At 44.2% G+C, this 25,190-nt stretch carries 27 protein-coding genes and 1 pseudogene; 8 read left to right on the top strand and 20 right to left on the bottom strand.

All coding sequences use genetic code 11. The features are described from left to right. Positions 1–834 precede the first annotated feature (834 nt). Positions 835–1,962, bottom strand: coding sequence for a tripeptidase T (locus NST45_RS06195; RefSeq protein WP_036676047.1), 1,128 nt, complete (start codon positions 1,960–1,962; stop codon positions 835–837). 94 nt (positions 1,963–2,056) lie between these two features. On the opposite strand from NST45_RS06195, the gene prli42 reads away from it, so the two are divergent. Further along, positions 2,057–2,158, top strand: coding sequence for a stressosome-associated protein Prli42 (prli42, locus tag NST45_RS06190; RefSeq protein ID WP_094872112.1), 102 nt, complete (start codon positions 2,057–2,059; stop codon positions 2,156–2,158). A 70-nt stretch (positions 2,159–2,228) separates the two neighbouring features. Here the strand turns inward: prli42 and lipB are convergent, their stop codons facing one another. From lipB to lpdA, 5 genes are all read right to left on the bottom strand, one after another. Further along, a complete protein-coding gene (gene lipB, locus NST45_RS06185) occupies positions 2,229–2,948 on the bottom strand; it encodes a lipoyl(octanoyl) transferase LipB (protein ID WP_036676046.1) in 720 nt (239 codons plus the stop codon). A 54-nt stretch (positions 2,949–3,002) separates the two neighbouring features. Continuing rightward, the gene (locus tag NST45_RS06180; protein ID WP_076213641.1) at positions 3,003–4,373 is read right to left on the bottom strand and encodes a dihydrolipoamide acetyltransferase family protein; all 1,371 of its coding nucleotides are present in this window, start codon (positions 4,371–4,373) and stop codon (positions 3,003–3,005) included. A gap of 145 nt (positions 4,374–4,518) precedes the next feature. Then, positions 4,519–5,505 carry an alpha-ketoacid dehydrogenase subunit beta gene (locus NST45_RS06175; protein ID WP_036676034.1) on the bottom strand — a complete coding sequence of 329 codons (987 nt, stop codon included), beginning with the start codon at positions 5,503–5,505 and terminating at the stop codon, positions 4,519–4,521. Between the two features lie 3 nt (positions 5,506–5,508). Continuing rightward, the gene (locus NST45_RS06170) at positions 5,509–6,540 is read right to left on the bottom strand and encodes a thiamine pyrophosphate-dependent dehydrogenase E1 component subunit alpha (RefSeq protein ID WP_036676031.1); all 1,032 of its coding nucleotides are present in this window, start codon (positions 6,538–6,540) and stop codon (positions 5,509–5,511) included. A 141-nt stretch (positions 6,541–6,681) separates the two neighbouring features. Continuing rightward, positions 6,682–8,103, bottom strand: a complete 1,422-nt coding sequence (lpdA, locus tag NST45_RS06165) for a dihydrolipoyl dehydrogenase (protein WP_038572484.1) — start codon at positions 8,101–8,103, stop codon at positions 6,682–6,684. 167 nt (positions 8,104–8,270) lie between these two features. Between lpdA and NST45_RS06160 the strand changes: the two genes are divergently transcribed. Beyond that, complete coding sequence (locus tag NST45_RS06160) at positions 8,271–8,576, top strand: DUF2627 domain-containing protein (RefSeq protein WP_038572486.1); 306 nt, start codon at positions 8,271–8,273, stop codon at positions 8,574–8,576. 242 nt (positions 8,577–8,818) lie between these two features. Here NST45_RS06160 and NST45_RS06155 read toward each other — a convergent pair whose 3' ends face one another. Genes NST45_RS06155 through NST45_RS06145 form a run of 3 tightly spaced genes read right to left on the bottom strand, consistent with a single transcriptional unit; the run spans position 8,819 to position 12,640 of the window. Then, positions 8,819–10,678 (bottom strand): ABC transporter ATP-binding protein, encoded by a 1,860-nt coding sequence (locus NST45_RS06155; RefSeq protein WP_076213645.1) that lies wholly within the window; start codon positions 10,676–10,678, stop codon positions 8,819–8,821. Beyond that, positions 10,659–12,392 (bottom strand): ABC transporter ATP-binding protein, encoded by a 1,734-nt coding sequence (locus tag NST45_RS06150; RefSeq protein WP_038572489.1) that lies wholly within the window; start codon positions 12,390–12,392, stop codon positions 10,659–10,661. Before NST45_RS06150 ends, NST45_RS06155 begins: the two co-directional genes overlap by 20 nt. Positions 12,393–12,409: 17 nt before the next feature. Then, positions 12,410–12,640, bottom strand: coding sequence for a hypothetical protein (locus NST45_RS06145; RefSeq protein ID WP_036676022.1), 231 nt, complete (start codon positions 12,638–12,640; stop codon positions 12,410–12,412). 136 nt (positions 12,641–12,776) lie between these two features. Between NST45_RS06145 and NST45_RS06140 the strand changes: the two genes are divergently transcribed. Beyond that, on the top strand, positions 12,777–13,346 hold the full coding sequence (locus tag NST45_RS06140) for a thymidine kinase (protein WP_036676019.1): 570 nt from the start codon (positions 12,777–12,779) through the stop codon (positions 13,344–13,346). A gap of 64 nt (positions 13,347–13,410) precedes the next feature. On the opposite strand, the gene NST45_RS06135 is transcribed toward NST45_RS06140, so the two are convergent. Then, complete coding sequence (locus NST45_RS06135; protein WP_076213649.1) at positions 13,411–13,929, bottom strand: DinB family protein; 519 nt, start codon at positions 13,927–13,929, stop codon at positions 13,411–13,413. A 137-nt stretch (positions 13,930–14,066) separates the two neighbouring features. On the opposite strand from NST45_RS06135, the gene NST45_RS06130 reads away from it, so the two are divergent. The 3 genes from NST45_RS06130 to NST45_RS06120 all read left to right on the top strand — a co-directional run bounded on the left by NST45_RS06130 (position 14,067) and on the right by NST45_RS06120 (position 15,713). Further along, positions 14,067–14,732, top strand: coding sequence for a hypothetical protein (locus tag NST45_RS06130; protein WP_139332061.1), 666 nt, complete (start codon positions 14,067–14,069; stop codon positions 14,730–14,732). A gap of 504 nt (positions 14,733–15,236) precedes the next feature. Further along, positions 15,237–15,356, top strand: coding sequence for a cyclic lactone autoinducer peptide (locus tag NST45_RS06125; protein WP_139329854.1), 120 nt, complete (start codon positions 15,237–15,239; stop codon positions 15,354–15,356). Between the two features lie 21 nt (positions 15,357–15,377). Further along, positions 15,378–15,713, top strand: coding sequence for a LytTR family DNA-binding domain-containing protein (locus tag NST45_RS06120; RefSeq protein WP_036676016.1), 336 nt, complete (start codon positions 15,378–15,380; stop codon positions 15,711–15,713). Between the two features lie 574 nt (positions 15,714–16,287). Here the strand turns inward: NST45_RS06120 and NST45_RS06115 are convergent. The 5 genes from NST45_RS06115 to NST45_RS06095 all read right to left on the bottom strand — a co-directional run bounded on the left by NST45_RS06115 (position 16,288) and on the right by NST45_RS06095 (position 19,970). After that, the gene (locus NST45_RS06115) at positions 16,288–16,596 is read right to left on the bottom strand and encodes a hypothetical protein (RefSeq protein ID WP_036676014.1); all 309 of its coding nucleotides are present in this window, start codon (positions 16,594–16,596) and stop codon (positions 16,288–16,290) included. A gap of 122 nt (positions 16,597–16,718) precedes the next feature. After that, entirely contained in the window at positions 16,719–17,378 is a 660-nt protein-coding gene (locus tag NST45_RS06110; RefSeq protein ID WP_036676012.1) for a helix-turn-helix transcriptional regulator, read from the bottom strand. A gap of 927 nt (positions 17,379–18,305) precedes the next feature. Next, positions 18,306–18,464: an S-layer homology domain-containing protein gene (locus tag NST45_RS06105; protein WP_256715461.1), complete on the bottom strand. Its 159-nt coding sequence runs from the start codon at positions 18,462–18,464 to the stop codon at positions 18,306–18,308. A gap of 57 nt (positions 18,465–18,521) precedes the next feature. Continuing rightward, on the bottom strand, positions 18,522–18,935 hold the full coding sequence (locus NST45_RS06100; RefSeq protein ID WP_038572498.1) for a hypothetical protein: 414 nt from the start codon (positions 18,933–18,935) through the stop codon (positions 18,522–18,524). Between the two features lie 117 nt (positions 18,936–19,052). Continuing rightward, entirely contained in the window at positions 19,053–19,970 is a 918-nt protein-coding gene (locus tag NST45_RS06095; RefSeq protein WP_036676007.1) for a LysR family transcriptional regulator, read from the bottom strand. Positions 19,971–20,134: 164 nt separating this feature from the next. Here NST45_RS06095 and NST45_RS06090 point away from each other — a divergent pair, with 164 nt between their 5' ends. Next, entirely contained in the window at positions 20,135–20,884 is a 750-nt protein-coding gene (locus NST45_RS06090) for an SDR family oxidoreductase (protein WP_036676006.1), read from the top strand. Between the two features lie 79 nt (positions 20,885–20,963). Here the strand turns inward: NST45_RS06090 and NST45_RS06085 are convergent, their stop codons facing one another. The 4 genes and pseudogenes from NST45_RS06085 to mobB form a co-directional block, all read right to left on the bottom strand. Further along, positions 20,964–21,254, bottom strand: coding sequence for a MazG nucleotide pyrophosphohydrolase domain-containing protein (locus tag NST45_RS06085; protein WP_036676004.1), 291 nt, complete (start codon positions 21,252–21,254; stop codon positions 20,964–20,966). 154 nt (positions 21,255–21,408) lie between these two features. Next, complete coding sequence (locus tag NST45_RS06080) at positions 21,409–21,894, bottom strand: molybdenum cofactor biosynthesis protein MoaE (protein ID WP_038574689.1); 486 nt, start codon at positions 21,892–21,894, stop codon at positions 21,409–21,411. Between the two features lie 252 nt (positions 21,895–22,146). Next, positions 22,147–22,464: pseudogene (locus NST45_RS06075) on the bottom strand (NTP transferase domain-containing protein); the annotation flags it as partial. Beyond that, positions 22,448–23,119: a molybdopterin-guanine dinucleotide biosynthesis protein B gene (mobB, locus tag NST45_RS06070; RefSeq protein WP_244886529.1), complete on the bottom strand. Its 672-nt coding sequence runs from the start codon at positions 23,117–23,119 to the stop codon at positions 22,448–22,450. The pseudogene NST45_RS06075 and the gene mobB, both read right to left, overlap by 17 nt. Before the next feature lie 134 nt (positions 23,120–23,253). On the opposite strand from mobB, the gene NST45_RS06065 reads away from it, so the two are divergent. Then, positions 23,254–23,967, top strand: a complete 714-nt coding sequence (locus NST45_RS06065; protein ID WP_170914207.1) for a YwiC-like family protein — start codon at positions 23,254–23,256, stop codon at positions 23,965–23,967. Between the two features lie 191 nt (positions 23,968–24,158). Here NST45_RS06065 and moaA read toward each other — a convergent pair whose 3' ends face one another. Continuing rightward, positions 24,159–25,175 (bottom strand): GTP 3',8-cyclase MoaA, encoded by a 1,017-nt coding sequence (gene moaA / locus NST45_RS06060; protein WP_076141337.1) that lies wholly within the window; start codon positions 25,173–25,175, stop codon positions 24,159–24,161. Positions 25,176–25,190: the final 15 nt, after the last annotated feature.

Genomic DNA, 25,190 nt, shown 5'->3' with positions numbered 1-25,190 from the left:
ATAAATTTGCTTTTAGCGTCATCTGAGTCCTTTAGCCTCAAGAGAGGGGGCGGACTTGACGCTATCTGTTGTGTCTCGGTGCTATCGAATGTGACTCGTTGCTGTGTGATGTGTCTCGGCACTATGTGATGTGACTCGCGCTGTCGGATGTGTCTCGCACTATCGGATGTGACTCGTGCTATCGGACTCAGTTGACCTTAAACACACCTTTCTCGTACTTTTGCGATGCTATCGGACCCCAGTGCAGCTATCAGCACAAAAAACACACTATATACTCCTCTTTATAAGGATTAGCTGCGCTGGTGTCCGAAACTCTGCTCAAATGGCGATAATATTACTTATAGCGTCATCTGGGTCCTTTAGCCTCAAGAGAGGGGGCGGACTTGACGCTATCGGACACAGCTGCCCTTAAACACACGTTTTCCCCACTTTTGCTATGCTATCGGACTCCATTGCCGCTATCAGCATGAAAAACACACTATATGCTCCTCTTCCTAAGGAATAGCTGCACTGGTGTCCGAAATTCTGCTCAAATGGCGATAATATTGCTTATAGCGTCATCTGGGTCCTTTAGTCTCAAGAGAGGGGGCGGACTTGGCACTATCGCTCTCTGTACATCGATATGCCTATGACCCCAGTGTAGCTACTGGCATGAAGACTTCATCGGAGCATTCCGAAAATTTCTACTTCGAGACTCGCCAAAAGCGGCGTTAGAGGTCGCATGACTTTTTTTGGATTTACCTTGATAGTGCTACACTAAACTCCCCATAAAAAAATGCAGAGCAGCAATCCTCCGTTACGGTAAGATCGCTGCTCTGCTGTTTTATAAGGCAATTAGCCCTTTGCGCTCTCTTTTACAATATTCACAACGAGTTCAGCCACTTTAACGATATCTTCGGCTTTAATCCGTTCCTTGGTAGTATGGATATGTTCATAACCCACTGCAAGGTTAACAGTCGGAACATCTAGACCGTTGAATACATTAGCGTCACTACCTCCGCCAGAGTGGAACAGACGTGGAGTAAGCCCCATAGAAGTAATGGCCCGCTGTGCAAGCTGCACTACTGCATCATGCTCATTAAAGCTAAAAGCAGGGTAGATGATTTCACTGCGGAATTCGCATTCTGCGCCGTATTCCCGCACAGTTGTCTCGAGTGCTTCGCGCATCGAAGCGATTTGATCGCCTACCTTCTCCTGCACAATACTGCGTGCTTCTGCATCCAACTGAACGTGATCACACACTACATTCGTTGGGCCGCCGCCAGCGAACTTTCCAATATTCGCTGTGGTTTCATTATCAATACGACCCAGCTTCATGGCTGCAATCGCTTTGCTAGCGACTTGAATTGCGCTGATGCCGTCCTCAGGGTTCACGCCAGCATGAGCCGATTTCCCAAAGATTTGCATCGTGATTTTAGCCTGTGTCGGTGCTGCCACCGCAATCGCTCCAACTTCACCATTGGAATCAAGTGCAAAGCCGAAGTCAGCATCCAAGTTACTTGGATCCATCGAACGTGCGCCCAGCAATCCAGATTCTTCACCCGCTGTAATCACGAATTGAATCTGACCATGCGGAAGCTTTTGCTCTTGGATAACACGAATGGCTTCGAACAACGCAGCAAGCCCTGCTTTGTCATCGGCTCCAAGAATCGTAGTGCCATCACTTGTAATCCATCCATCTGAACCAAGTGTAGGCTTGATATTTTGTCCGGGAACAACCGTATCCATATGGCAAGTGAACAGAAGCTTTGGAGCAGCTCCTCCATTCTCAGCTGGCCAGGTAATGAATAGATTACCTGCTCCATGTCCGGTTCTTTCCTGGGAATCGTCTTCGAGCACTTCTAAACCCAGTGCGTTAAACTTACTCTTAAGGACATCGGCAATCTGCCGTTCATTTCTTGTTTCGCTATCAACTTGGACAAGTTCCATAAACTCCTGAATCAATCGGTCTTGTGAAATCACTGGACTTCCCTCTCTTTCGTGAATACGGTACAATGGTTGTACGGCATTACCATCTTCATGTTAATAACTTAAACTAAATCTAAAGGAGTTACCCATGCAACGTAATAAATGGTTCAAGATCTTCATCTACGTCATGTTGTTTGCCATGATTGCCTCTACGCTATTTATGGTTATCGAGCCGTTCCTTGCAGGTTAAACATTGCTCAGGAAGCATTAATAATAGCGGCTAGGAACACCTTGCCGCTATTTGGCCTGCACGTTTGTTCTTAATCAGCCTTTGCCATATCACAGAAAGTATCCATCAGCTCTTCATATGGAAAATGTTTCAAGAAATATGGGACCAGCTCTCTAGCCACCTCTTGAAGCTCAAATCGACGACCTGCACATTCCTCTAGAGAAGTTATTCCAAAATCGGTGATCCCGCATGGAATAATCCCTTGAAACCCGCGCGCCGCAATCCCCTCAGAAATGTTAAAAGCAAAACCATGACTGGTAATAAAACCTCTTCGAAATTTACTCTTATTAAACTTCACACCAATAGCACAGATCTTCTCATCGCCAACCCATACTCCGGTATACTCCGGTTTACGATCTCCGACAATTCCGTAGGATGCCAAATAATCAATAATAACAGCCTCCAGACTGCGCAAGTACCCATGCAAATCCACTTTGCCATCCTCTCCGAGCTTAAGGATCGGATAACCTACAAGCTGACCTGGTCCGTGATATGTAATATCTCCTCCGCGATCGATTTCAAACAGCGCGATTCCTTTTTCTTCGAGCTGCTCTTGATCCAAGAGAAGATGTTCAGGATGATTTTGTGAACCGATAGTATAGGTAGGCGGATGCTGCAAAAGAATAAGTCGCTCCGGCTGCTCGCCAGAATCAATGGCATGCACACTTTCTTTTTGCAGCTCCCAGGCAGTCCCATACTCCATAATGGGGTCATATGAAATCTGCAGCTTACGAAAATCCGTATTTTTCATACCGTCAGGTCCCCTTTTCCAGTCTCCTGCCTGCACAGTTTGGCTAGTTATTCATTAATAGAGCTTAGTGTCCGGTGTATATCCTTCTATATTATCCTTGACGCGTTGCAAGAAACGGCCACAAATGACTCCGTCCAGAATCCGGTGATCCAGGGACAGACAAATATTAGCCATTGAGCGAACAGCGATCATATCATTGATGACCACAGGCTTTTTCACAATCGATTCAAAGGTCAGAATCGCTGCTTGTGGATAGTTAATGATTGGATAAGAAAGAATGGAGCCAAACGAGCCTGTATTATTTACAGTGAAAGTCCCTCCCTGCAAATCTTCCAGACTAAGTTTGCCTTCGCGTGTTTTTTGTGCCAATTCATCAATCTCACGAGCCAACCCAGCGACATTTTTCTGATCAGCCTTCTTAATCACAGGAGTGATAACCGAATCTTCTGTACCTACCGCTAACGAGATATTGATATCACGTTTGACAATAATTTTGTCTACAGCCCAGACAGAGTTCATAATCGGGTAATCCTTAATCGCACTCACAACAGCCTTCATCATGAAAGCCAGATAGGTTAGATTGATGCCTTCCTTGCGCTTGAATTCTTCCTTATGTTTATTGCGCAGCGCTACCAGATTAGTCACGTCCACCTCAATCATCGTCCAAGCATGTGGAATCTCCGAGACACTCTGGCGCATTCTTGTTGCAATTGTGTTTCGGATTGGTGTTACATCAATCAGATATTCCGAACTGCTTCCTCGTCCACCCTCAACCTCTATCGTTGGAATACGCGGAGATTCGCTCAAATGTAGCCCGGAATGGCGAAGAGGCTCTTCCGCTTTCTTCACTTCGGTTTGAACAAACTGTGGAGCTGGTGGTTGTGATACAGACGGGGCAGGCTGACTAGCAGGAGTTGAAGCTGCGGATGTAGCTCCACCTTTTTCTAAGAAGGTTAGCACATCTTTACGGGTAATTCTGCCACCCATACCTGTACCAGTAACCAACGATAGATCAATGTTATGCTCAGCAGCCAGTGTCTGTACTGCAGGAGAATAACGAGCACGCATCGAATCGCCAGCATTTGCAGTGGACTTCTGCCCTGCAACATCATTAGAAGCATTCGATGCAATTGTCGTCTGATTCGTACTTGGAGCAGCAGCAGAGGCAGCCACAGGAACTGCAATACGGCAAATCACTTCGCCGACATTAACAACCTGACCTTCTTCCGCCAAAAGCTCACCCATAACTCCATCTACAGTCGAAGGCAATTCCGCATTTACTTTATCAGTAATAAGCTCACATATTGGTTCGTATTGCTCTACCGGATCGCCCGGTTTCTTCAGCCATTTGCCGATCGTCGCCGATACTAGCGATTCCGCCAGCTGCGGCATGATCACGTCAGTCAACTTTTGGTTGTCAGACATCTTTTCACTCCTTAAAAGTTTTACGAAGCATTGACTCTTAGAAAGACTACATAGTAAAACTTGCTTCGTAAGCATATTCTTAAAGTTTTACGAAGCTTCGTAAGCATCACCTGAGTTTTAGGAAGCTTCGCATCTACTTAACAAATTAATATTGTGCTAGCCGGAGCATTTCCGCCTTCACTTTTTCTTTACTTAGCATGAAAAACTTCTCCATTGGCGGGCTGATTGGCATCGCCGGAACATCGGGACCACAGAGACGGAAGATCGGTGCATCCAGCTCGAACAGACAATGCTCAGCGATAATGGCCGCCACTTCGCCGCCAATTCCGCCTGTTTTATTATCTTCATGCACAATCAATACCTTACCGGTCTGACGGGCAGCAGCAATAATCGCATCACGATCCAGCGGTTGCAAGGTACGCAGATCAAGAATATGTGCTGTAATTCCTTCCTCGCGTTCCAATTCTTCCGCAGCCTGCATAGCAAAATGCAGCGGAAGACTGTAGCCAATCACCGTAATATCCGTTCCCTCACGCAACAGATTAGCTTCGCCAATTGGAACGGTGTAATCCCCTTCCGGCACTTCTTCCTTGATCAGCTTGTAACACTTTTTGTTCTCAAAGAAAAGAACCGGATCAGGATCACGTACGGCTGCCTTCAACAAACCTTTAGCATCATAAGCGGAGTAAGGCGCTACAATCTTCAATCCAGGTGTACCAAAGAAAATCGATTCTGGACACTGTGAATGATACAAACCGCCGAACACCCCGCCGCCAATAGGGGCACGAATGACAACCGGGCAACTCCAATCGTTATTTGAACGATAACGGATTTTAGCCGCTTCACTAATGATTTGATTCGTCGCTGGAAGCATAAAGTCGGAGTATTGCATTTCAGCAATTGGTTTCATTCCGTACATAGCTGCTCCGATGGCTACACCAGCAATCGCTGATTCAGCGAGGGGTGTATCCATAACCCGCTCTTCGCCAAACTGTTCCTGTAGACCTTTAGTTGTGGTAAATACGCCACCTTTGAGACCAACGTCCTCACCAAGCACGAACACGGAATCATCGCGCTCCATTTCTTCCTTCATCGCGAGCCTGATGGCATCGATATATTCCATTATAGCCATGGTTTATGCCCCTCCTTTGAGGTCGGAATCACTGTATACATGCAGCAGTGTGTCTTCCGGTTTCGGGAACGGAGCATTATCGGCATATTCGATAGCCGCTTTAAGCTCAAGATTGCATTCAGCAGCAAGATCTTGTTCTTGCTCGTCACTCCACAATCCCAGACCGATCAAGTAATTACGGAATCCTGCTACGCCGTCCTTCTTCCAGTTCTCATCAACCTCTTCTTTGGTCCGGTAAGCCAGATCATTATCTGAGGTGGAGTGTGGAGACAAACGGTACATCATCGCTTCAATCAGCGTAGGACCTTCACCCGCGAGGGCTCTTTCCCGCGCTTCCTTAACGACACGATAAACCTCAAGCGGATCGTTTCCGTCTACACGCACACCAGGAAATCCATAACCCAGCGCACGGTCGCTAACCTTGCCGCCTAACTGTTTATGAACAGGAACAGAGATTGCGTACTGATTGTTCTGGCACATGATAATAACCGGCAGCTTATTCACTCCGGCAAAGTTACAAGCTTCATGAAAATCCCCCTGATTGCTGGAACCTTCACCGAAGGTTACAAATGAGACGAATTTCTTCTTCTGCATTTTGGCCGCCAGAGCAAAGCCAACCGCATGAGGGACCTGCGTGGTTACAGGGCTTGACCCTGTCACAATACGCAGACGTTTGCTGCCAAAGTGACCTGGCATTTGCCGCCCACCACTGTTTGGATCTTCTGCCTTTGCGAATACGGACAACATAAGTTCGCGTGTAGTCATACCCACTGAGAGCACGAAAGCATAATCGCGGTAATACGGTAAAAAATAATCATTTTGCCGGTCCAGCGCGAACGCCGCCGCCACCTGACCCGCCTCCTGGCCTATGCCGGAGACATGAAAGTTGATCTTGCCAGCGCGCTGAAGCAGCAGACTGCGCTCATCGTATTTACGAGCGAGCGACATATATCTGTACATATCGATGACCTGGCCGTCACTAAGTCCAAGCTGCTTATGTCTGTTAATCGTTTCTACAGTACCTTGGGATTCCATAAAGAGATACCTCCTTATTCATAAAGCCTGAAGTCTTACAGGAATTAAGACCAATTGTGCCCTGATCTTAAAACCTGGTACTAAGACTTGGCTTGAGTATATTATAATCCCTTTCTACCCAAAAAGAAAAGCTAAGAAAAACTAAAATCCAATAGATCTTCCATCCACAGCTAACATTGCTTCTCCGATAATCTCCGAAAGGGTAGGGTGAGCATGTATAGCTTCACCAATCTCCCAAGGTGTTGCATCCAGAAGCTGTGCCAAGGCCGCTTCTCCAATTAAATCGGTCACATGAGGACCAATCATCTGCACACCAAGAATATCTCCACTGCTACGATCGGCAACAACTTTGACAAATCCGTCCTTCTGGCCATATACAATTGCCTTGCCAATGGCCGAAAATGGGAACTTGCCAATCACTACATCATGTCCAAGCTCTTTAGCTTCCTTCACGGTGTAGCCCACACTTGCTACCTCAGGCCGAGTATAGACACAACGTGGTACTAAATGTGTATGGTAAGGATGTAGCTTCTCACCAGATAGATGGTTAACCGCCATAATCCCTTCATGACTGGCTGCATGAGCCAATTGAAGCCCGCCGATGCAGTCACCAATCGCATAAATATGCGGTTCTGCCGTCTGCATACTAGCGTTTACAGCAATAATCCCTTTGTCAAAGCGAATATCTGTGTTTTCAAGACCAATATTCTCGATGTTGGCCACTCTGCCTACGGATACAAGCAATTTTTCTGCGGATAGGCTTTGACTTTGCTCTCCCTTACGGGCTTCGATCGAAATTCCATCCTCCGTTACCTGGCAGGTTGCAGCATCCACTGTAGTTTCAGTCAGTACCTTAACACCACGCTTTTTCAACAACCGTTGCAGTTCCTTAGCTATCTCTTCATCCTCTTGAGGCAGTAACTGACCTGCCGCTTCAACCACAGTCACCTGCACTCCAAAATCAGCCAGCATTGAAGCCCATTCGACACCAATTACACCGCCGCCCACAATAATGATAGAAGATGGCAGCTCTTCGAGCGTGAGCGCTTCATCACTGCTAAGAATCACTTTCCCGTCTGGTTCGAGACCAGGCAATACTCGTGGGCGTGAGCCCGTAGCGATAATAAGATGGCTGGAAACTACTGTTTCCATCTCCCCATCTTCCAGTTCCACAGCTACAGCACCGCTGCGCGGAGAAAAAATAGAAGGACCCGTTACGCGCCCTTTACCTTTGACAACTTGTATTTTATTTTTGCGCATCAAATATTGTACGCCTTGATGAAGTTGCTCAACTACAGCTTCTTTGCGTTTCTGTACCTTTGGGAATACCAGCTGTACACCGCTTGTCTCAATGCCATAGCTCTCACTCTCATTGATTTCAGCATATACCTCTGCACTACGGAGCAGTGATTTACTAGGAATGCAGCCCCGATGCAGACAGGTTCCTCCCAGTTTGTCCATTTCGATGACGACAACGGACTTTCCAAGCTGTGCAGCGCGAATAGCCGCCACATACCCTCCAGTACCTCCGCCAAGTATGGCCACGTCACATGAAATTGTCATGATATGTATCCTCCAGTCATTACACGTAAGTTCATTTTACTTAGTATATTGTACTCTCTTTTTGCTCTATTACAAAACTTATAAACGTCATATGCAAATGGACTTTTTCTTGCTAAAGCGTTATCATATGGGTGAATCTAAAGGGCTAAGAGGGGTAGGAGACACTTATGAAACTGTTAATTTCACGCTTCATTGCCATCCTTATTCTTGTGTTTCCGGGCTTAATAGCAATGAAGGGCTTCCTTATGATGAAGGATGATATTTTTGATTACATATCCATGCATGGTGATGATACCGTTGTGCCCCACTTTGCTTGGCTGCATTTCGGTGGTGGATTGCTGCTCTTCGCAGCTGGCATGACTTTCCTTGGTGGCTGGATTCTGGCTAGGGACCGTAAGAAGAATTACGTAGGTCCAAGGTTCAAGGAGAAGCAAAAGGCGAAACAAGCCGGAACGCAGGAAACGATCTCTTAAGATGCTATACTAAACTTAGAATCAGCATTTTCATCTCATCATTTGTTCATCTGATCATATGAATCTCGAATCGCACACAATCAAGCCTTATTACCCTGCTGATTGTAATTTGTACAATAGATTTCCCCACATTCAAACCCTCCCAGCTCACCCGATCTGGTGCTCGTTATCTATCACAAATAACATAAAGGCGAGAACTTCATGGACGCAATCTGCGCTCCCTGAAAATTCTCGCCTTTTTCTTAAATACCCGCCTTATCAAGCGCCTCTTTCCGCCGCCCCTGTACCAACTCACTGTACAGTCCGCTTTGCTTCAGCAGCTCTTCATGAGAGCCTTGCTGCAATAATCTGCCGCCCTGAAGCACAAGAATTCGATCAGCCGCACGAATCGTGCCAAGTCTATGAGCGATGACGAAGCTCGTTCGCCCTTTCATCAGCGCCTGCAGCCCTTCCTGAATCTTGATCTCGGTCACTGTATCAATACTGCTGGTTGCTTCATCAAGCACAAGCATAGAGGGGTTAGCAAGAATCGCTCTCGCAATGGAGAGCAGCTGCTTCTGCCCTTGGCTTATACCGCTGCCATCCGCCGAGAGCATCCGTTCATAACCTTCGGGCATTCGCATAATAAAAGAATGGGCATTGGCCAGCTTAGCCGCCTCTTCAACCTTTTCATCGGACGCATCCAGCCTCCCGTACCGGATGTTATCGCGGATACTCCCTTTGAACAAAAAGGAATCCTGCAATACAAAGGCCATATGACTTCTCAAGCTTTCCCGCCGAATCGAAGTGATATCTAAGCCATCCAGCGTGATTTTCCCCTGATTAGGATCATAAAAACGGGATAACAGCCCTATTAGCGTTGTTTTGCCTGCACCGGTAGGTCCAACTAAAGCGATCATCTCACCAGGCTTCGCTTCAAAGCTGATATCCTGCAGCGTGTTAGAACCTCCATCATAAGAAAAAGCTACATTTTCAAACTTCACCGCACCCTGTACAGTTTCAAGTGATATGGCTGCACCTTCATCTTTAGCCTCGGTCTCTTCGTCCAGCACTTCAAACACCCGTTCTGCCCCTGCCACCGCTGAAAGCAAGGTATTCCACTGATTCGCTAAATCATTAAGCGGACGAGTAAACTGGCGGGTATATTCAACGAATACGATGATCACACCCACTGTAATCGACCCACGGATCGCAAGCAGACCACCAATTCCTGCAACAATGGCGAAGCTGAGATTATTAAGACCATTCATAAGCTTGGGGATGAAACCAGAAATGGACTGCGCCCAGTAACCTGACAGCATAATTCGCTTGTTGCGTTCATGAAAACCGGAGATGACCCGTTCCTCTTGTGAAAAAGCCTTGATAATCCGTTGTCCGGATAAGGTCTCCTCAATATAACCGTTAAGCTCCCCTACATTGCGCTGACGTTCTTTAAATAGTGGACCTGTACGGCGTGTAATCCAGCGCATGCCTAACAACATCAAAGGCACGACGAGGAATGTGAGCAGCGTCAACAAGGGACTAAGCCACAGCATAACCCCTACGGTTCCCAGCAAGGTTAAGACACTTGAAAATATCTGAATAGCCGAGCTATTCAACGTAGAGCTGACGTTCTCGATATCATTGGTAAGACGGCTCATAATTTCTCCCTGCTGTCTCCGATTAAAAAAGGAAATGGGCAGACGGTGTAAATGGGAGAATAGCTCCGTACGCATCCGTAATACAGTTTCTTGAGCAATTTCGATCATCCATATGTTTTGCAGCCAAGAAGTCAGAGAATAAAAAATGTACACACAAGCAAGGCTTGTCAGAAAAACAACCCATGAGCGCCCGCCGGTACCTTCCAGATAATTATCCACCGCTCTGCCAATCATGTATGGCCCCAGCAGCGCTAGCGCTGAGCTGAAGACAACCATGATCAGTACAAGAATAAGCTTGGCTTTACGCTCAGCTAGATAACTCCAGATCCGGATCAGCGTCCCTGACCAATCCTTCGCCTTTGCTTTGGGTTTGCCGCCAGATGCTGTCCCTAGACTTCGTCCCACGCCAAGTTCAAAGTTCGGTTTAGGATGACGAAAAGGTTCAATTAATGCTTTGAACATGCTGCTTCGCCTCCTCTACCTGTGATTCATAAATCTTGCGGTACAGCTCGGAGCTTGCCATAAGCTCCTTATGCGAGCCTTTGCCAATTAATCGTCCCTCATCCAGCAACAGGATCAAATCGGCTGATGCCGTTGAACTGATTTTCTGAGTAATCAAAAAGGTTGTACAGGAGATATCCTTTAGCGCCTCCAGCAAAAGCCCTTCCGTAACCGCATCAAGTGCACTGGTGCTGTCATCAAGGATCAACATAGCCGGTTTCCTAACAAGTGCGCGGGCAATCGTTAACCGCTGCTTTTGTCCGCCGGAGAGATTAACCCCTCGTTGACCAAGCATCGTGTCATAGCCATCCGGCAACCCTTTTACCGTCTCGTGAATTTGTGCAGCCGCCGCTGCTTGTTGGATTTGTTCCAGTGTGGCGTGTTCATTGCCCCATGCAATATTATTGCGGATTGATCCGCTGAAAAGCTGCAATTCCTGAGGCACATAACCTATCGATCTCCGCAGTCTGAAAATATCAATATCAGCACTTTTTTCACCGTCAATCCAAATGGTGCCGTCAGTCTCTTCATACAAGCGCGGAATCAGACTCACGAGTGAGGATTTTCCAGATCCGGTCGCCCCCATAATCGCTACTCGCTCACCAGCAGCTACTTCAAAATGAATGTCCTCCAGGACAGAGATATCACTATTAGGATACTTAAAGCAAACGCCTTCAAATTTAACGTGGCCCTGAATCGGTTCGCCTTGCAAAGTCCCGCCTTCATGAACTCCAGCTCCCGCTTCCATAACTTCTGAAACACGCTGAGAGGAGGCCCGAGCGCGGGAAAACGTTACAACAAGACCAGATATCGCTGATAGTGCTCCAATCGTTCGCAAGGAGTAATTAATAACAGCAACAGTCTGACCCAAAGTAGCATCCCCATTGGAAATGGCTATCCGTCCAAACCATAAAATCGCCAAAATCGCCGCATTCACAATAAGCATAACAAAAGGCATCGTCGTCTCAGTCAAACGCAAGGCAGACACCGTTGATCTCATCAAATTCCCGCTAAATACCGTGAAACGTTCAATCTCATACCCCATACGCACAAATACGCGGATCAAGCGAATACCCGTAAGATTCTCCTGAATCACGCCATTAACTCCGTCTAAACGCTGCTGGACCGTACGAAATAACAAGGAAGCTTTTCTCATAATCCAGTAGAGGAAAAAAATCAACAAAGGTAACGCCACCGTCAGCAGTAATCCCAGCTTCACATGAACAACTAACGCCATAATCACACTGCCTACCACAACAAGTGGCACCCGTGTCATAAAGCGCAAGCTCATAAAAATAGTATCCTGCAGCTGTGATACATCACCAGTCAGACGGGTAATCAGTGACGAGGTAGCAAAACGATTGAATACTTCATACGTAAAAGACTGTACCTTTTCGTACAATTTGTCCCTAAGATCGAACGCAAAGCTCTGACTTGCATGGGCAGCAAAAAAAGAACTGAGTACCCCGGCTGTAAACGCAACTACCGCGCTGCCGATCAATATACTGCCCCACAGCCATACTACAGAGGTATCTTTTTCTCGGATCCCTAAGTCAATGATTTTGGAAATGATCAAAGGCTGTGATAATTCTACCGTCAATTCAATGAGCATCATTACAAGGGCAGCTATTGCAGCTACCTTATATTTTTTGAGAAAAGAGAAAATCAAAGCCATTCGCATACCCTCTTTTTCTATTCGTACAGTGCATCCCTTAACCGAGTTGACATCGTGGAAGCCTGTCCAGTTTTCAGAATTGCTCGACGCAGTGCTTTATTACTCCGATTCAATTCCACCAAATCCGCCATCATTTCTTCCAGCAAGCTTTCAGTGTCACTGGATAAATCTCCATTCTGCTGCAAAAGAGCTAACCGTTCCTTATATTCGTCTAATCTTTCAGTCACACTTATTACTTCCTTTCCCATCTCTTATTACCTCTTATCATACCACATCCAATCAATCGCAATGTTTTCACTGGATACATCCGATCCGAATATGATACTCTAATATGGTCGCATTTTTAAGATATAATCAATGGTTTTTACGAAAGGATAGATGGAAGTGGCACAATTGTTTTTCAAATACGGAGCAATGAACAGTGGTAAATCTATTGAGATACTCAAGGTTGCACATAATTATGAAGAGCAGGGGAAATCGGTGCTTATTTTCACTCCATCCATAGACGACCGGGACGAGGTTGGTTTTATTTCTTCTCGTATTGGGCTTCGGAAACAAGCGATCCCCATCGATGAGAACACAGATATTTATAATATCGTCAGCAGTAACCAACCTAAACCACACTGTGTACTTATTGATGAATGTCAATTTCTAAGCAAGGAATGTATTCTCCAGCTAGTGCGTATCGTTGATGAGCTGGGCATTCCGGTAATGGCCTTCGGACTTAAAAATGATTTTCAGAATCAGTTATTTGAAGGCAGCAAATATATGCTGATCTACGCTGATAAAATCGAGGAAATGAAGACGATCTGCTGGTTCTGCGAGCGCAAAGCTACTATGGCTCTAAGAGTAGAAAACGGCAAGCCCGTATATAGCGGCAAGCAAATCCAGATTGGTGGCAATGAAGCTTACTATCCGGTATGCCGTAAATGTCACAAGAATCCACCGCTATAGCCGTGTATAAAAAGCATCCCAAAGCCATAAAGGCTGATGGAATGCTTTTTTGATTAAGAAGATATTACCCTAAATATCTTTCTTTAAGAATATTCAAATGATGATGGTCATGTCCAATCATAATGCAGGCCTGAGCTCTCGCAGAAAGAGTAGTCTCGTTAACCGTTCCCTTCCGGATCCATGCTTCCTCCGGCAGAGTTTCCATTAGGAGTAATGTCGATTCTCGAACAAGCTTGTAATGGGCCAGCAATACTTTTAAAGTGTGCGCTTCGAAATTGGCGGTAAGTACGTAGTCTTTCTCTTCAAAACCCGGCAGTGGAGTCGTATCCCCTCTGGCGATGCACAATAAACGGTAGGACATGATTCTTCCGGTATCAGCCAGATGTCCGACCATTTCCTTGATACTCCATTTCTCCGGAGCGTAACGATAGTCCCCTTGTTCTTCCGTTAGATTCGAAATAAAAGTGCAAATCTCATCCGTCTGCTCTCTAAAAATAGTAATGATGTCTCCTTCAGCTGGCACTAAATCGACATATTTTGATAATTCTTCGAGATACTCACTGCTTTCTGGACGTCGACCCATGTCTAAACCCCTCTCATTTTGAATTTTTTTGAAAAAATAGGAGGAAAATTATACTGTAGTTGTTGTATTTTAGCTCATTTTATACGATACTTGCAATAATAGGGTTGGTTAAACTAGAAGTCATCGGGAGTGTCGGCATGCTAGATTTTATTCTTTTTATGATATTTTCAATACTAGAGACTTATGCAATGTTTTTTCTGGCTTTCAAAATCTTCAAAATTGATCTATATCATAAAGAGATGGTGTTTGCTAGTTTTATTATGGGCTTTTCTTCTTATACAATTAGGATCAACTATGGGATGTTTCCATTAGATATTTTCTCACAATATGCACTAATGTTTTGTTTTATGTGGATGTTATTCCGGATTCATCCCTTCTACGCTTCTATATTAACCGGGATGACCTATCAAGCATACTTGGTGATTCAGACCAGTCTTATGTATCTATTAAACTCTGTAATCATCATGCCTCTAAATATCTTGAACCCGATTACCAAAAACATGATCACAATGCAGGTTTTATCAGCATTAACCGCGATTCTCATTGGTATGTATGTAGGTCATAAACGTATTGGATATGACTTTGTACCTGATAAACCCGATGTAAAAATTAAACCAACGACTAATGAAAAAATATTATTCGCTCTTAATCTTCCTACAATAATTGTCGTTACTTCACTCAACTACTTTTTTGAATCTCGTTTCTTTTTCATAATCCCATTTCTCTATGGAATACTATTATGGGGATATCTATATTTCTCATACAAAAAGGACAGAAATAATTATGAATCATTTATCTCTTAAAATTGTTGAGTTCATTAAGAAAAGTAATCCAGAGCAAACGCATTCTATTGAAATCATGCATTATGCCCTTAGCATTATTCTGAATACTTTATTAATTATTATGACTTCATTATGCATTGGCGGGCTCACTGGACAGCTAAAAGAAACATTCTTAGCCTTATTCAGTTTCATACTCCTAAGAATGTCATCTGGTGGTGTGCATTTAAAATCCGCAAGGTCCTGCAATATTGTATCTATCTTTATCTGTTCACTTATCCCTCATATTACCTATCTAATACATAACCATTTGATTTGGATTAATCTTTTTTCTTTACTTGTAATGATCTTATGTGCTCCGAATCCTGATGTTAATGCTCAAATCCCCAAAGAATGGTATTTGGGTTTAAAGATCATTTCCATAATTCTGGTTTCTTTGAATTTTTGGATCCATTCGTCTGTCATTGGATTGGCATTTTTAGTTCAATCCTTTACAGTTATAATCCCATTACAAAGGAGGTCAATCAGATGAAAAAAACCTTAGCTCGTTATGCTTCTAACCTACTGGGTACTTCTGCTCAAGTTTTTACAAAAATTCTAAAACCAGCAGCTTACAGCCCTGAAATTCCAAAAGAACTGCGCAAGTAATTAAACAAGGATGGGGAAAAGATGCGTGTCTTACAGAAAGACGGTTCCTCTAGTGATATTCTAGAGGAAGATATATTGTATTTCTCGAATTATAAAAATACAATATTCGTCCATACGAAAGAAGGCGAATTTATTCTCCCCACCACGCTTTCCGATCTTTCCGTAGCGTATGAGGGTAAGGGATTCGAACGCCTTGACCGCAGCAATGTCGTCAATATCAACAACATAGAAGGCTATGATCCCGGGCGGAAGATTGTATGCTTTAATCAAGGTACGCAGTTCACTACTGTTTCGGAATCCAATGAACCTCGCCTTAAGAAGTATCTTGCTTCACAAAAGAAAAAACCGTCAGAATAAAATTCAGTTTTTAATAATCCCGGCATGTTCACACATGCCGGGATTATTTTATTAAAAATTGAAACTTTTTAGCATTTTCCTCAAAATCGCACATTATGCCATAATAATCCTCAAATGTAAAGATAAATTCGTAGGATGAATGACAGGAGACGGATCCTATTCCAAATGATACCATATAGATAAACCTATAATAAAAACAATTAATGATGGAGGATCATAATGAATTACTATTTTCATCCCTCTCCACGCCCCTCATCCCTGGAATCGATATCTGACGAGGATTTACTAAGAATCTATGAGCTAGCGGTTGATGCCCATGCATTACCGGATTTCATTGAAATTATTAAAGATATCATGAGAAGTAGAAATCTCATAGATTCTGAAAATATATAACATCCCCTTCCCCATTAAATTCACACTGACGCATGGTACACATTTTTCTCCAGCTTCAACCAACAATAAGCTCCTTAGGTCGCCTTAAGTTAAGTACATAAACATAAAAAAGGTAGAGCCTCCGCGGCCCTACCTTTTTTATATGCACATATGATGGTTAATCTCAGATAAAAATAATGCTCTATTCTGTAATTTCTGTTTTGAAAACATTCTCCAATTTGCCGCCGAGTCTTTTCTTCAAAGGAACTTTAATATCTCTGCCCAATTCTTTAAAGAAAGTTTCAACATCACATTTCACATTTTTTGCAGTTGCGATTACCGCACCATCACCAACAATGTTTTGATTCGCTTCAAGAGGAACATCAACTTCGATGTCATACTTTTTGGATAATGTCTTGATGTAACGTGCGAAGATCTCCAGCAATTCCTCGTTATTAAAATTCTCTATAGCGACTTTGCCCTTGCTGGTAAACTTCATGTTAATTTTCATTATTAATATCCCCTTTTCTGTCAAACCATTTTTAGTTGTTAGTTTATGGATCAAGATGAATAGATGGCTGCAAGAAAGGGCAACATTCATTCATTTTTGAGATCATTAGCAAAAGGCATACATTATTTATAAGCACCCTTTATTTGTTGTACTTTAAACTGAGTAAATTCTTTAAGTGCTTGTATGACCTGATCCTGTTCCTCTTCCTTCAGTTCATAAACGCACTCCCGTAGCCACTCGCCAAATAGAAAGGCTTGACGCCCTTTACGGGGGCTCTTTCTTAAGGAGTCGAGGTTACCCTCAAACTTATCGTTCAGGACATCGGTCAGATTGTATTTCTCAATCTTCTCTATTACCATTCCTGCCCCATATTCCGTTTCGTAAACTATAACTTCATTCGAATCAAAGGAAACGTACGATGTTTCTTTCCCTTCCTTCGCTCTGAATTCCTTAAGCTTGTTAAAGGCTGTCTCGTAGATATAATCTTGAGACTGTTTGAGCTGTGGCAGCTCATATCCTTGCTTCAAGGTCTTGATATATTCAATATCTGGCATATAATCTGCCAAATGGTACATCCGATTCTTCAGATCCGTTCCAAGCGCTTCAATGATCTTGTCCAGATTGTCTTTAAGCGGAATGCTCTCTCCACGTTCGATTTTGCTGAGCTGTGAGTAACTTATACCGCTCTTTTCTTCCAGTCCTCTTAAGGTTAACCCTCTCGTCTTTCTGATGTGCCGAATGAAATTACCCAGCTCATCGGGATAGTTCTCAAAATCATTCATGGGAGTCACCTCCCTACTATCATAACACAACATAACAATTTGTGTTGGCTAATAACAATTATTCCTTGTTTTTACTTGCCTCTGAAGAGCAATTCCCAGTATTCCACGCCCAATATAACCCTATCTTTACAAAATACCGGAAAAAGACTCAGCGCTCGTCTGTAAGGATTTGGAATATGCTCGATACTCGCCTCAGTTTTACTATACGCTTAAACCCCATCTGTATTCTGCATCTTATCTTCCGTTTACTGACTCAGTTTACTTACTTTACTCATCTAGCTCACCTTCTCAACTTGCTCACTTTACTCACTTGACTTACCTAGCTCACTTGGCTCACATAGCTCACCTTACTCACCTTACTCACCTTATTAACTCAATTCTACTTCATCGGACCGAGGAGACCTTATTAAGCTGATTTCTGCCATTCTGCTCAGCTATCGGACTCAAATGCAGCTATTCATTAAAATATATTACGATTCCGTGCAAAAGTATGACAATAAGAGCTATGGAGTCCGAAAAATTGGAAAAATAGACCAAAAAGTTCAAATAGCGGCAATACAGTCCGTTACGATCCCAAACCATCGAGGCTATCTGTTAAAACAAACTTTCTTGATAAAAGTAGCTCGTCCGAGCCAAACTTACCAAGTGTGCGTCGCTGTTGGCGCACTTTAGCTTTAGCGTACCTCAGTGAGCGTACTTTAGCTTTAGCACACCTCAGCGAGCGTGCCTCAGCTTTATTGTACCTTAGCGAGCGTGCCTTAGTTCTCTGTTCTCCATATACACTTACCTTTTGTGTCACACCCTTATTTTTACTTTTACTCCGCTTCCCCCTCAGTGTATTCATGCGTGCGTATCCTGCGTATATCCCACTAATCCAATTATCAAAAAAACAGCCAGTCCCTATAAACCTGAGACTGGCCATAATCATTACTCCATAACACTCAGCAGGTTGAGGATCATCTGTGCACTTTCAGCACGTGTTCCGTTTTGGTCCGGTGCAAATTGCCCTTCAGCACGTCCTTGCATCAAACCAAGTCTGTACACTTCACTGATTGCCTCTTGAGCCCACTGTGGAGCAAGACCAATATCATTGAATGCCGAAATGTTACGGCTAGCTACAGATACACTACTCTTGGTGTAAGCTTAAAGTCCATTGGGAACACCCGTAGCAAAACCGGGGATTTCATAGAAATCACCGTTGATCCCTGCGATCACTCGGTTTCCAGGCGAATCCGCATACATGGCCATTTCGGTAACGCCCTTCATACCGTATACCTTTCCATCCTTCGTACCTGCCCGCAGCTCCAAATTTCCTTGTTGCGGGTTGAACTCCACTGCATGTATCTTTTGTAAACCACGTTCATTCTGGAGATCTATCCAGGTATACATCGCCCCGGGTGCAAGCTCTGTTTGGCGAACATCAATAACGGTTCCGTAATCTGTTGCTGGTAAATATAAATCAGAAATGGAAGCGCGAACAATTGCTCCCGGTTGTAACAACGAAATCAACAAAACAAAGATAATAACAACATTAATTTGCCTAAGATACCATCTCACTATGTTGACATCCTCCCCACTTGGCTGTCCTAATATCGATCTGAGCTTGGACAACATCATAGGGTTAATATTAACTAGGAAGCGTAAAGGTTAGATAAAATTTACCAAGGCATACTGTTAACTTCGTCTAATCATTTCATCAAATTCATGCTTTAGCCTGTTGATAAATCTCCGGGCGGTCTGGGAGGTCTGTTTTGAAGCAGAGACAATAGCTCCTGAATATTTCGCACGGGTATCTGGTGATCGTAACTCGATGGTTTTCATGAAGGCTGGAGAACCCTCTGATATTTTCAGAAACGAATAATCCAGACCAATTGTGATGGCCAGTCCTTCTGCAACTGCATTCTCAATCGCCCGTGTGTTGTTACTTACAAAAAGCAAATTGATCGGCCCATAGCCAGATAAATATCGCTCTACATAGTCCTTAATGTAAGAATCATCGTATAAAACCAACGTCTGCCCCACTAACTGAGCAGGTGTAAGGATGGAATTCAGGGCAAGCGGTGAGTGAGGATGTACACCGACTACAATCTTTCCTTCCACTAACCGTTCAAACTTAACCCCTTTATATTTGTCAGGCATTCCCTCCGGCGAGACCATAAGTCCAATGTCCATTTCATCCTGCAGTACATTATCCAGAATTTCTTTAGGTCCCTTTTCAAAAATCTCTATTTTCACATTTGGAAAATCTGCCTTAAAGCTAGAGATTACCTTCACCATCAAATGCATGGGTCCAGGTATCGTAGCAATTTTCAAATGACCACTTAACGTATCGCTGTAAATCTGTGCTTCTTCTTTTAATTCATTTACTTTCATCAGGACTTCATTTGCTTTGCTAATAATGGCATTTCCTTCTGCTGTGGGAACCGCCTTTTGCCCGCGCGAACGGATGAACAAAGTAACTCCCAGCTCAGCCTCCAGCATGGTAATGGACTGGCTCATTGCGGATAGAGTGATATGACGATTCTGAGCTGCTTTGGTTAAAGAACCAATCTTTGCGACTTCTACGATATTCTCGCACTGCTCCAAATTCATTTGAATCACCCCTTAAGTTAATCTTTACTTAATAACTATTAAATTTACTTAAATTTTAATTAATTTAGACAAGTGCTACAATGTAAATAAGTTAGTAAGTAACCATTTTTACTATATCAACTTTCATTTCTAGTATAACTATATTTCTCGAGGAGGAAACTCAAATGACAGACAAAAGAGTAGCCGTAATAACAGGTGGAGCCAGTGGAATCGGGAAACAAACCGCCATTAAATTTGCAAGTAAAGGTGATCAAGTTGTCGTTGCCGATTTCAATCAACAATTAGGTGAAGAAACGGTAGCACAAATTATTAAAGATGGTGGCGAAGCTATTTTCGTCAAAACTGACGTCTCAAAATACGAAGAAGTTGAAGCACTCGTTCAGAAAACTGTAGATACTTATGGAAGAATTGACGTAATGTTCAACAATGCCGGCATCGGCCGCGTCACTCCTGTACTAGACCAAGACCTTAAGGATTATCATAGTGTCATTAATGTCAATCAGCATGGCGTAGCCCATGGGATTATCGCTGCTGGTAAAAAAATGCGTGAGCTCGGCATTAAAGGTGTGATCATCAATACAGCTTCTGTATTTGGATTCCTAGCTTCCCCAGGTACATTCGCATATCACGCTTCCAAAGGTGCGGTCATTATGATGACTAAATCCGCAGCACTAGAACTTTCCGTCCATGGTATCCGCGTGCTTGCCGTTGCTCCAGGCGCTGTGGATACGCCAATTATCCAAGGATATAAAGATCAAGGAATGGTCGACCAAATGAAGAGTAAAGTAATGGGTAACAAATTAACATTGCCTGAACAAGTTGCAGACACTGTATACTTGCTCTCCTTACCAGAAGCTAGTGCAATTAACGGTAGTGTTGTAATGGCTGATGAAGGTTATGCTTCATTTAAATAAAATTTCGGGTGAAAAAAATCCAAGGCTTCCCACAGGGGAGGTCCTTGGATTTTTTTTTATAGTATTCAATAGATACACCTTACTCCCAAGTCCTCTGTTCATTAATCTCCAGCTTACGTTTAAAAGCCTGCTCCAGATCAATGCCAAGTTTATTGGCCAGATCAAAAATATTCCACACCACATCGTACATCTCGTATCCCAAGTTTTCTTTCCGCTCTGCATCTGGATGAAAAGATACGGACAAAACTTCTTTGGACAACTCCCCAACCTCAGTCATTAAGTACAGCATTCTCTGCTCAATGGTGCTGGTATCAAACCCTTTGATTTCACTGAACTCCTTAACATACTGTTGAAACTCTGCTGCATTCATTTCCTTACGCCTCGCTTTTTGGGTAAAAATCCCTATGTTCTATTGCTGCCTTAGGTTTAGATGGCTTGAATTGATTAATATTATACTACAAGGCAATTCGAGCAGTACTCATTTATGTTCTTTGCTTCCTCCCCTGCTTCATTAATAGCCGCCTCTACTTCTTATCTTCTGCAGAAACATCCGGAAAAAATGGCCGCCCTTCCGGATAGGTTAATTGATTCAGCTGATCGCCAACCCATGCTTCGCCGTCTTCGCCCATTTCTTTTTTCCAAATAGGCACGATTTCTTTAATCCGGTCAATCACATATTCATTCGCTTCGTAAGCGGCCTTACGGTGCGGCGAGGATACAGCGATCACAACGGCGATATCAGTGATTTCAAGTTTTCCTATCCTATGGGTTACAGCAACCATAGTATTTGGCCAACGCTCATTCACTTCCTGCCCGATTCGTTCCAATTGCGCTACAGCCATGAGCGGATAAGCTTCATATTCAAGATATAATGTCCGCTTACCCTGCGTGAACTCCCGTACAGTGCCTAGGAATAAGGTAATCGCTCCCGCTTCTCTACGCAGGACTTTATCAGATACCTCCGCTGGTGTGATCGGTCCGTCTGTAATTTCAAATAATGAACTGCCCATGTGATCACTCCCTTTCGATAGATGCAGCAAATCCTTATATTGCTCAGGTGTATCTACATCTACAGTGAAATCCTCATATATACCAGCACCAGCAAGGTCGCCCTTATCTACCCCTAACCAATGCATCGAATCTAATAATCCTGATAGCTGGTACTGTCGTGTTTCCAGTCTATCAATGATACTTGGCAAAATCAGGTGCGGCCGATATACCCCATGGAGCATCTGATGCTTACCGTTAATGATGGGAAGAACAGCATCATAGTCGCCTTCCTTGAACCGGGTGAGCATCCACGAAGCTGCAGGGGCTGAAATATTAGGACTATCGCATCCGACAACCCAAGCATAATCCGTTTCCACCCTGACAAAAGCGGCATGAAACCCGCTTAAGGGTCCATGCCCTTCATAGATGTCCGGTAGAAAAATGAGACCGGATGGAAGACAATCCTCATACAGGGATGCATCTTTCGTAACAATAATGATCTTGGAGCAAAGGGTACGCATCTCCTTCACCTGTCTAACAATAAAATGCTCCCCGTGATAGGTCAGGAGCGCTTTATTCCGACCCTTCATCCGGGAATTCTGTCCCCCTGCCAGTATTATTCCAGTCAGCACAATGTGCACCTCCTGTAAGGGAATCTCCTTCTCTTATGTCAGGGATTCCTATATTAGATTGAAGCAGCGACAAAGCCAGGTTGAGGACCTCCTGATCTATAAGAGCTTGATCCCTTAAAAGTAGTACAGGGGTAGTATTCTTGCTTACCACAGACGTTACACTTTTCATATTAGCGTCCTCCTCCCAGCTTAACCACATATAAATATTCGTTGCTTGACTTCGCAGATTTATCATTTCATTTACATTGCGGATCAAGGCGATTTTGGGATAATCTGCAGATTTGAACCCTTCAGCAATCAGCAGATCAACCTTACCATACATAGACTGTACGATTTCTTCTAATGAAGTCTCGGACTTCCGCATTATTCTTGTAGCCTCAGACGATGTCAGTACGGTTTCAATCGCACCGTGCAGCAGATGCCTGCTGCTGTCTGTACCCGGATCATCTAATTGAAAATGGTGAGCATCGTGTTTAGCAGACCCGACGCGTATACCTTGAGTAGATAGAGCGCGAATTAAACGGCAGGCAAGTGTTGTTTTTCCGCTATTCTTGTACCCGACAATTTGTAATACAGGAACCGGACCCTGTACTGTTGCATGATGAGATTCCATACTCACGATGTTTACTCCTTTTCTTAAAATGATTAGTGCTTCAAATCACCCGGGTCCCCTCAAGGAAAAACGTATAGTTAAAGAGTATGGCATCCTCGCATGCCATGATATTTCAGGGTAGGAGGATGTTTACTATGAAGAAGTATATCCCTAACCAGCACGGCGCCTGGGCGATGCTCGTCCTTCCCTTTCTGTTCGGGGTAGCCGCATCCCAGGAGCAACCGATACATATTCCGCTGTTTGCTTGCTGGCTTCTGATCTATTTGTTCAGTTTTCCTTTACTGCAGGGGGTGAAGACAGGAAGATTTAAACGCTATGCCCAGCCCTTGAAGGTATATGGAATTCTGCTACTCCCTTTGATCGTCTATCTGGTAGTAGCCGAACCTAAGTTGTTATGGTTTGTTCTACCGCTCGTGCCTTTGTTCGCTGTAAATCTCTATTATGCAAAAACTAAAAATGAACGTGCCCTGCTCAATGACATCTCGGCCATTTTGGCATTTTGCCTGATCATTTATCCGGTCTTCTACGTCGGTCAGGGAGAAAGCTGGCGGACAGCGACCGAGTTGTTCCTGCTGGCTGTCCTGTACTTTGTCGGAACCGCTTTGTATGTCAAAACCATCATCCGTGAACGAAATAATATTAGCTTCTATTACGGATCTGTTCTATATCACCTGCTGGTTGCAGCAGCCGGGCTGTTCCTGTTTCCATCTCTGCTTGTTCCGCTGCTCATCCTGCTTGTGCGGGCAGCTGTCCTGCCAAAGACGGGCATCACAGTAAAACGTACCGGAATCATCGAAATTGGCTTCTCCTTTATGTTATATGTGTCTGTGCTCGTGTTGTACTTCTAGTATACAGTTGTAAAAAACCAGAAAGCTCATCTGCCGGTAATCCGGGTAGAGGAGCTTCCTTGTTGTTGCGTTAGTCTATTCTGCGATCATTTCCGGATTGCTCGATCCTGGAGGTACAATAAGGATACATTGCTCAGCCAAAAATGATCTGCCATCCGGCTCGATCAACAGCTGAAATTGCATTCTGCTCTTTAACCTCCAATATAGGACATGCCGATCTTTGTTCTGTTCTTCACGGTTTGTTCTGTCCGCTCATCGGAGTAACGGTCTGTCCGCTGCTCCCATACATCCCTAATGGCTAGCAGCAGGCTTTGGTCACTCGCCCCGCTGCGGAGCATTTCCCTGAGATCAAAACCGTCTGATGCGAACAGGCAAGTGTATAATTTGCCGTCGGAAGACAGCCGGGCACGTGTACAGGAAGAGCAGAACGATTCAGATACGGAAGTAATAAAACCGACCTCGGTACAGCTACCCTTGTACCGGTACCTTTTGGCTACCTCGCCAAAATAATTATGGTCCTGTGCTTCCATTTCAAATGAGCCTTGGAGGCGCTCCAGTATTTCCCGTTTGGTTACAACCTTCTCATAGCTCCAGCCGTTATCGTTGCCGGCATCCATAAACTCGATGAACCGCAAAGTTATATTCTTATCCTTGAAATAGGCAGCCATCGGTACAATCTCCGATTCGTTCACACCTCTTTGTACCACCATGTTTACTTTGACCTCAAACCCGGCTTCTACGGCATGATCAATATGATGCAGAATTAATCCAGACGTAAAGCCCCGTCCGTTCATTTTTCCAAACCGCTTATGCTCCAAAGCATCCAAGCTGACGTTCAGTCTGCGGAGTCCCGCAGCATACAGTGGCGCTGCCTGCGCACCGAGCAGTACCCCATTCGTCGTCAGTCCCATATCTTTTACACCGCCGATAGCGCGGATTCCCGCAACAAGCTCAGGCAGATTACGCCGCATAAGCGGCTCGCCACCGGTCAACCGGATTTTGCTTACTCCAAGGGATACGAACAGCTTCGTCAGCCGGTAGATTTCCTCAAAGGTTAACAGCTCGCTTGCGGGGAGGAATGCATAATCATCACCGAACACTTCCTTCGGCATGCAGTAGGAACAGCGGAAATTGCACCGGTCTGTTACCGAAATCCGCAAATCATGGATAGGCCGTCGCAATTGATCCTGTAGTGGATGTGCATTCATGACTCTTATCTCCCT

This window comes from Paenibacillus sp. FSL R7-0163, assembly GCF_037969975.1.
In the GTDB taxonomy this organism is placed as follows: Bacteria; Bacillota; Bacilli; order Paenibacillales; family Paenibacillaceae; genus Paenibacillus_AQ; species Paenibacillus_AQ odorifer.
Note: the sequence above shows the minus strand (reverse complement) of the source record. Positions and strands in the feature narration are given on the sequence as shown.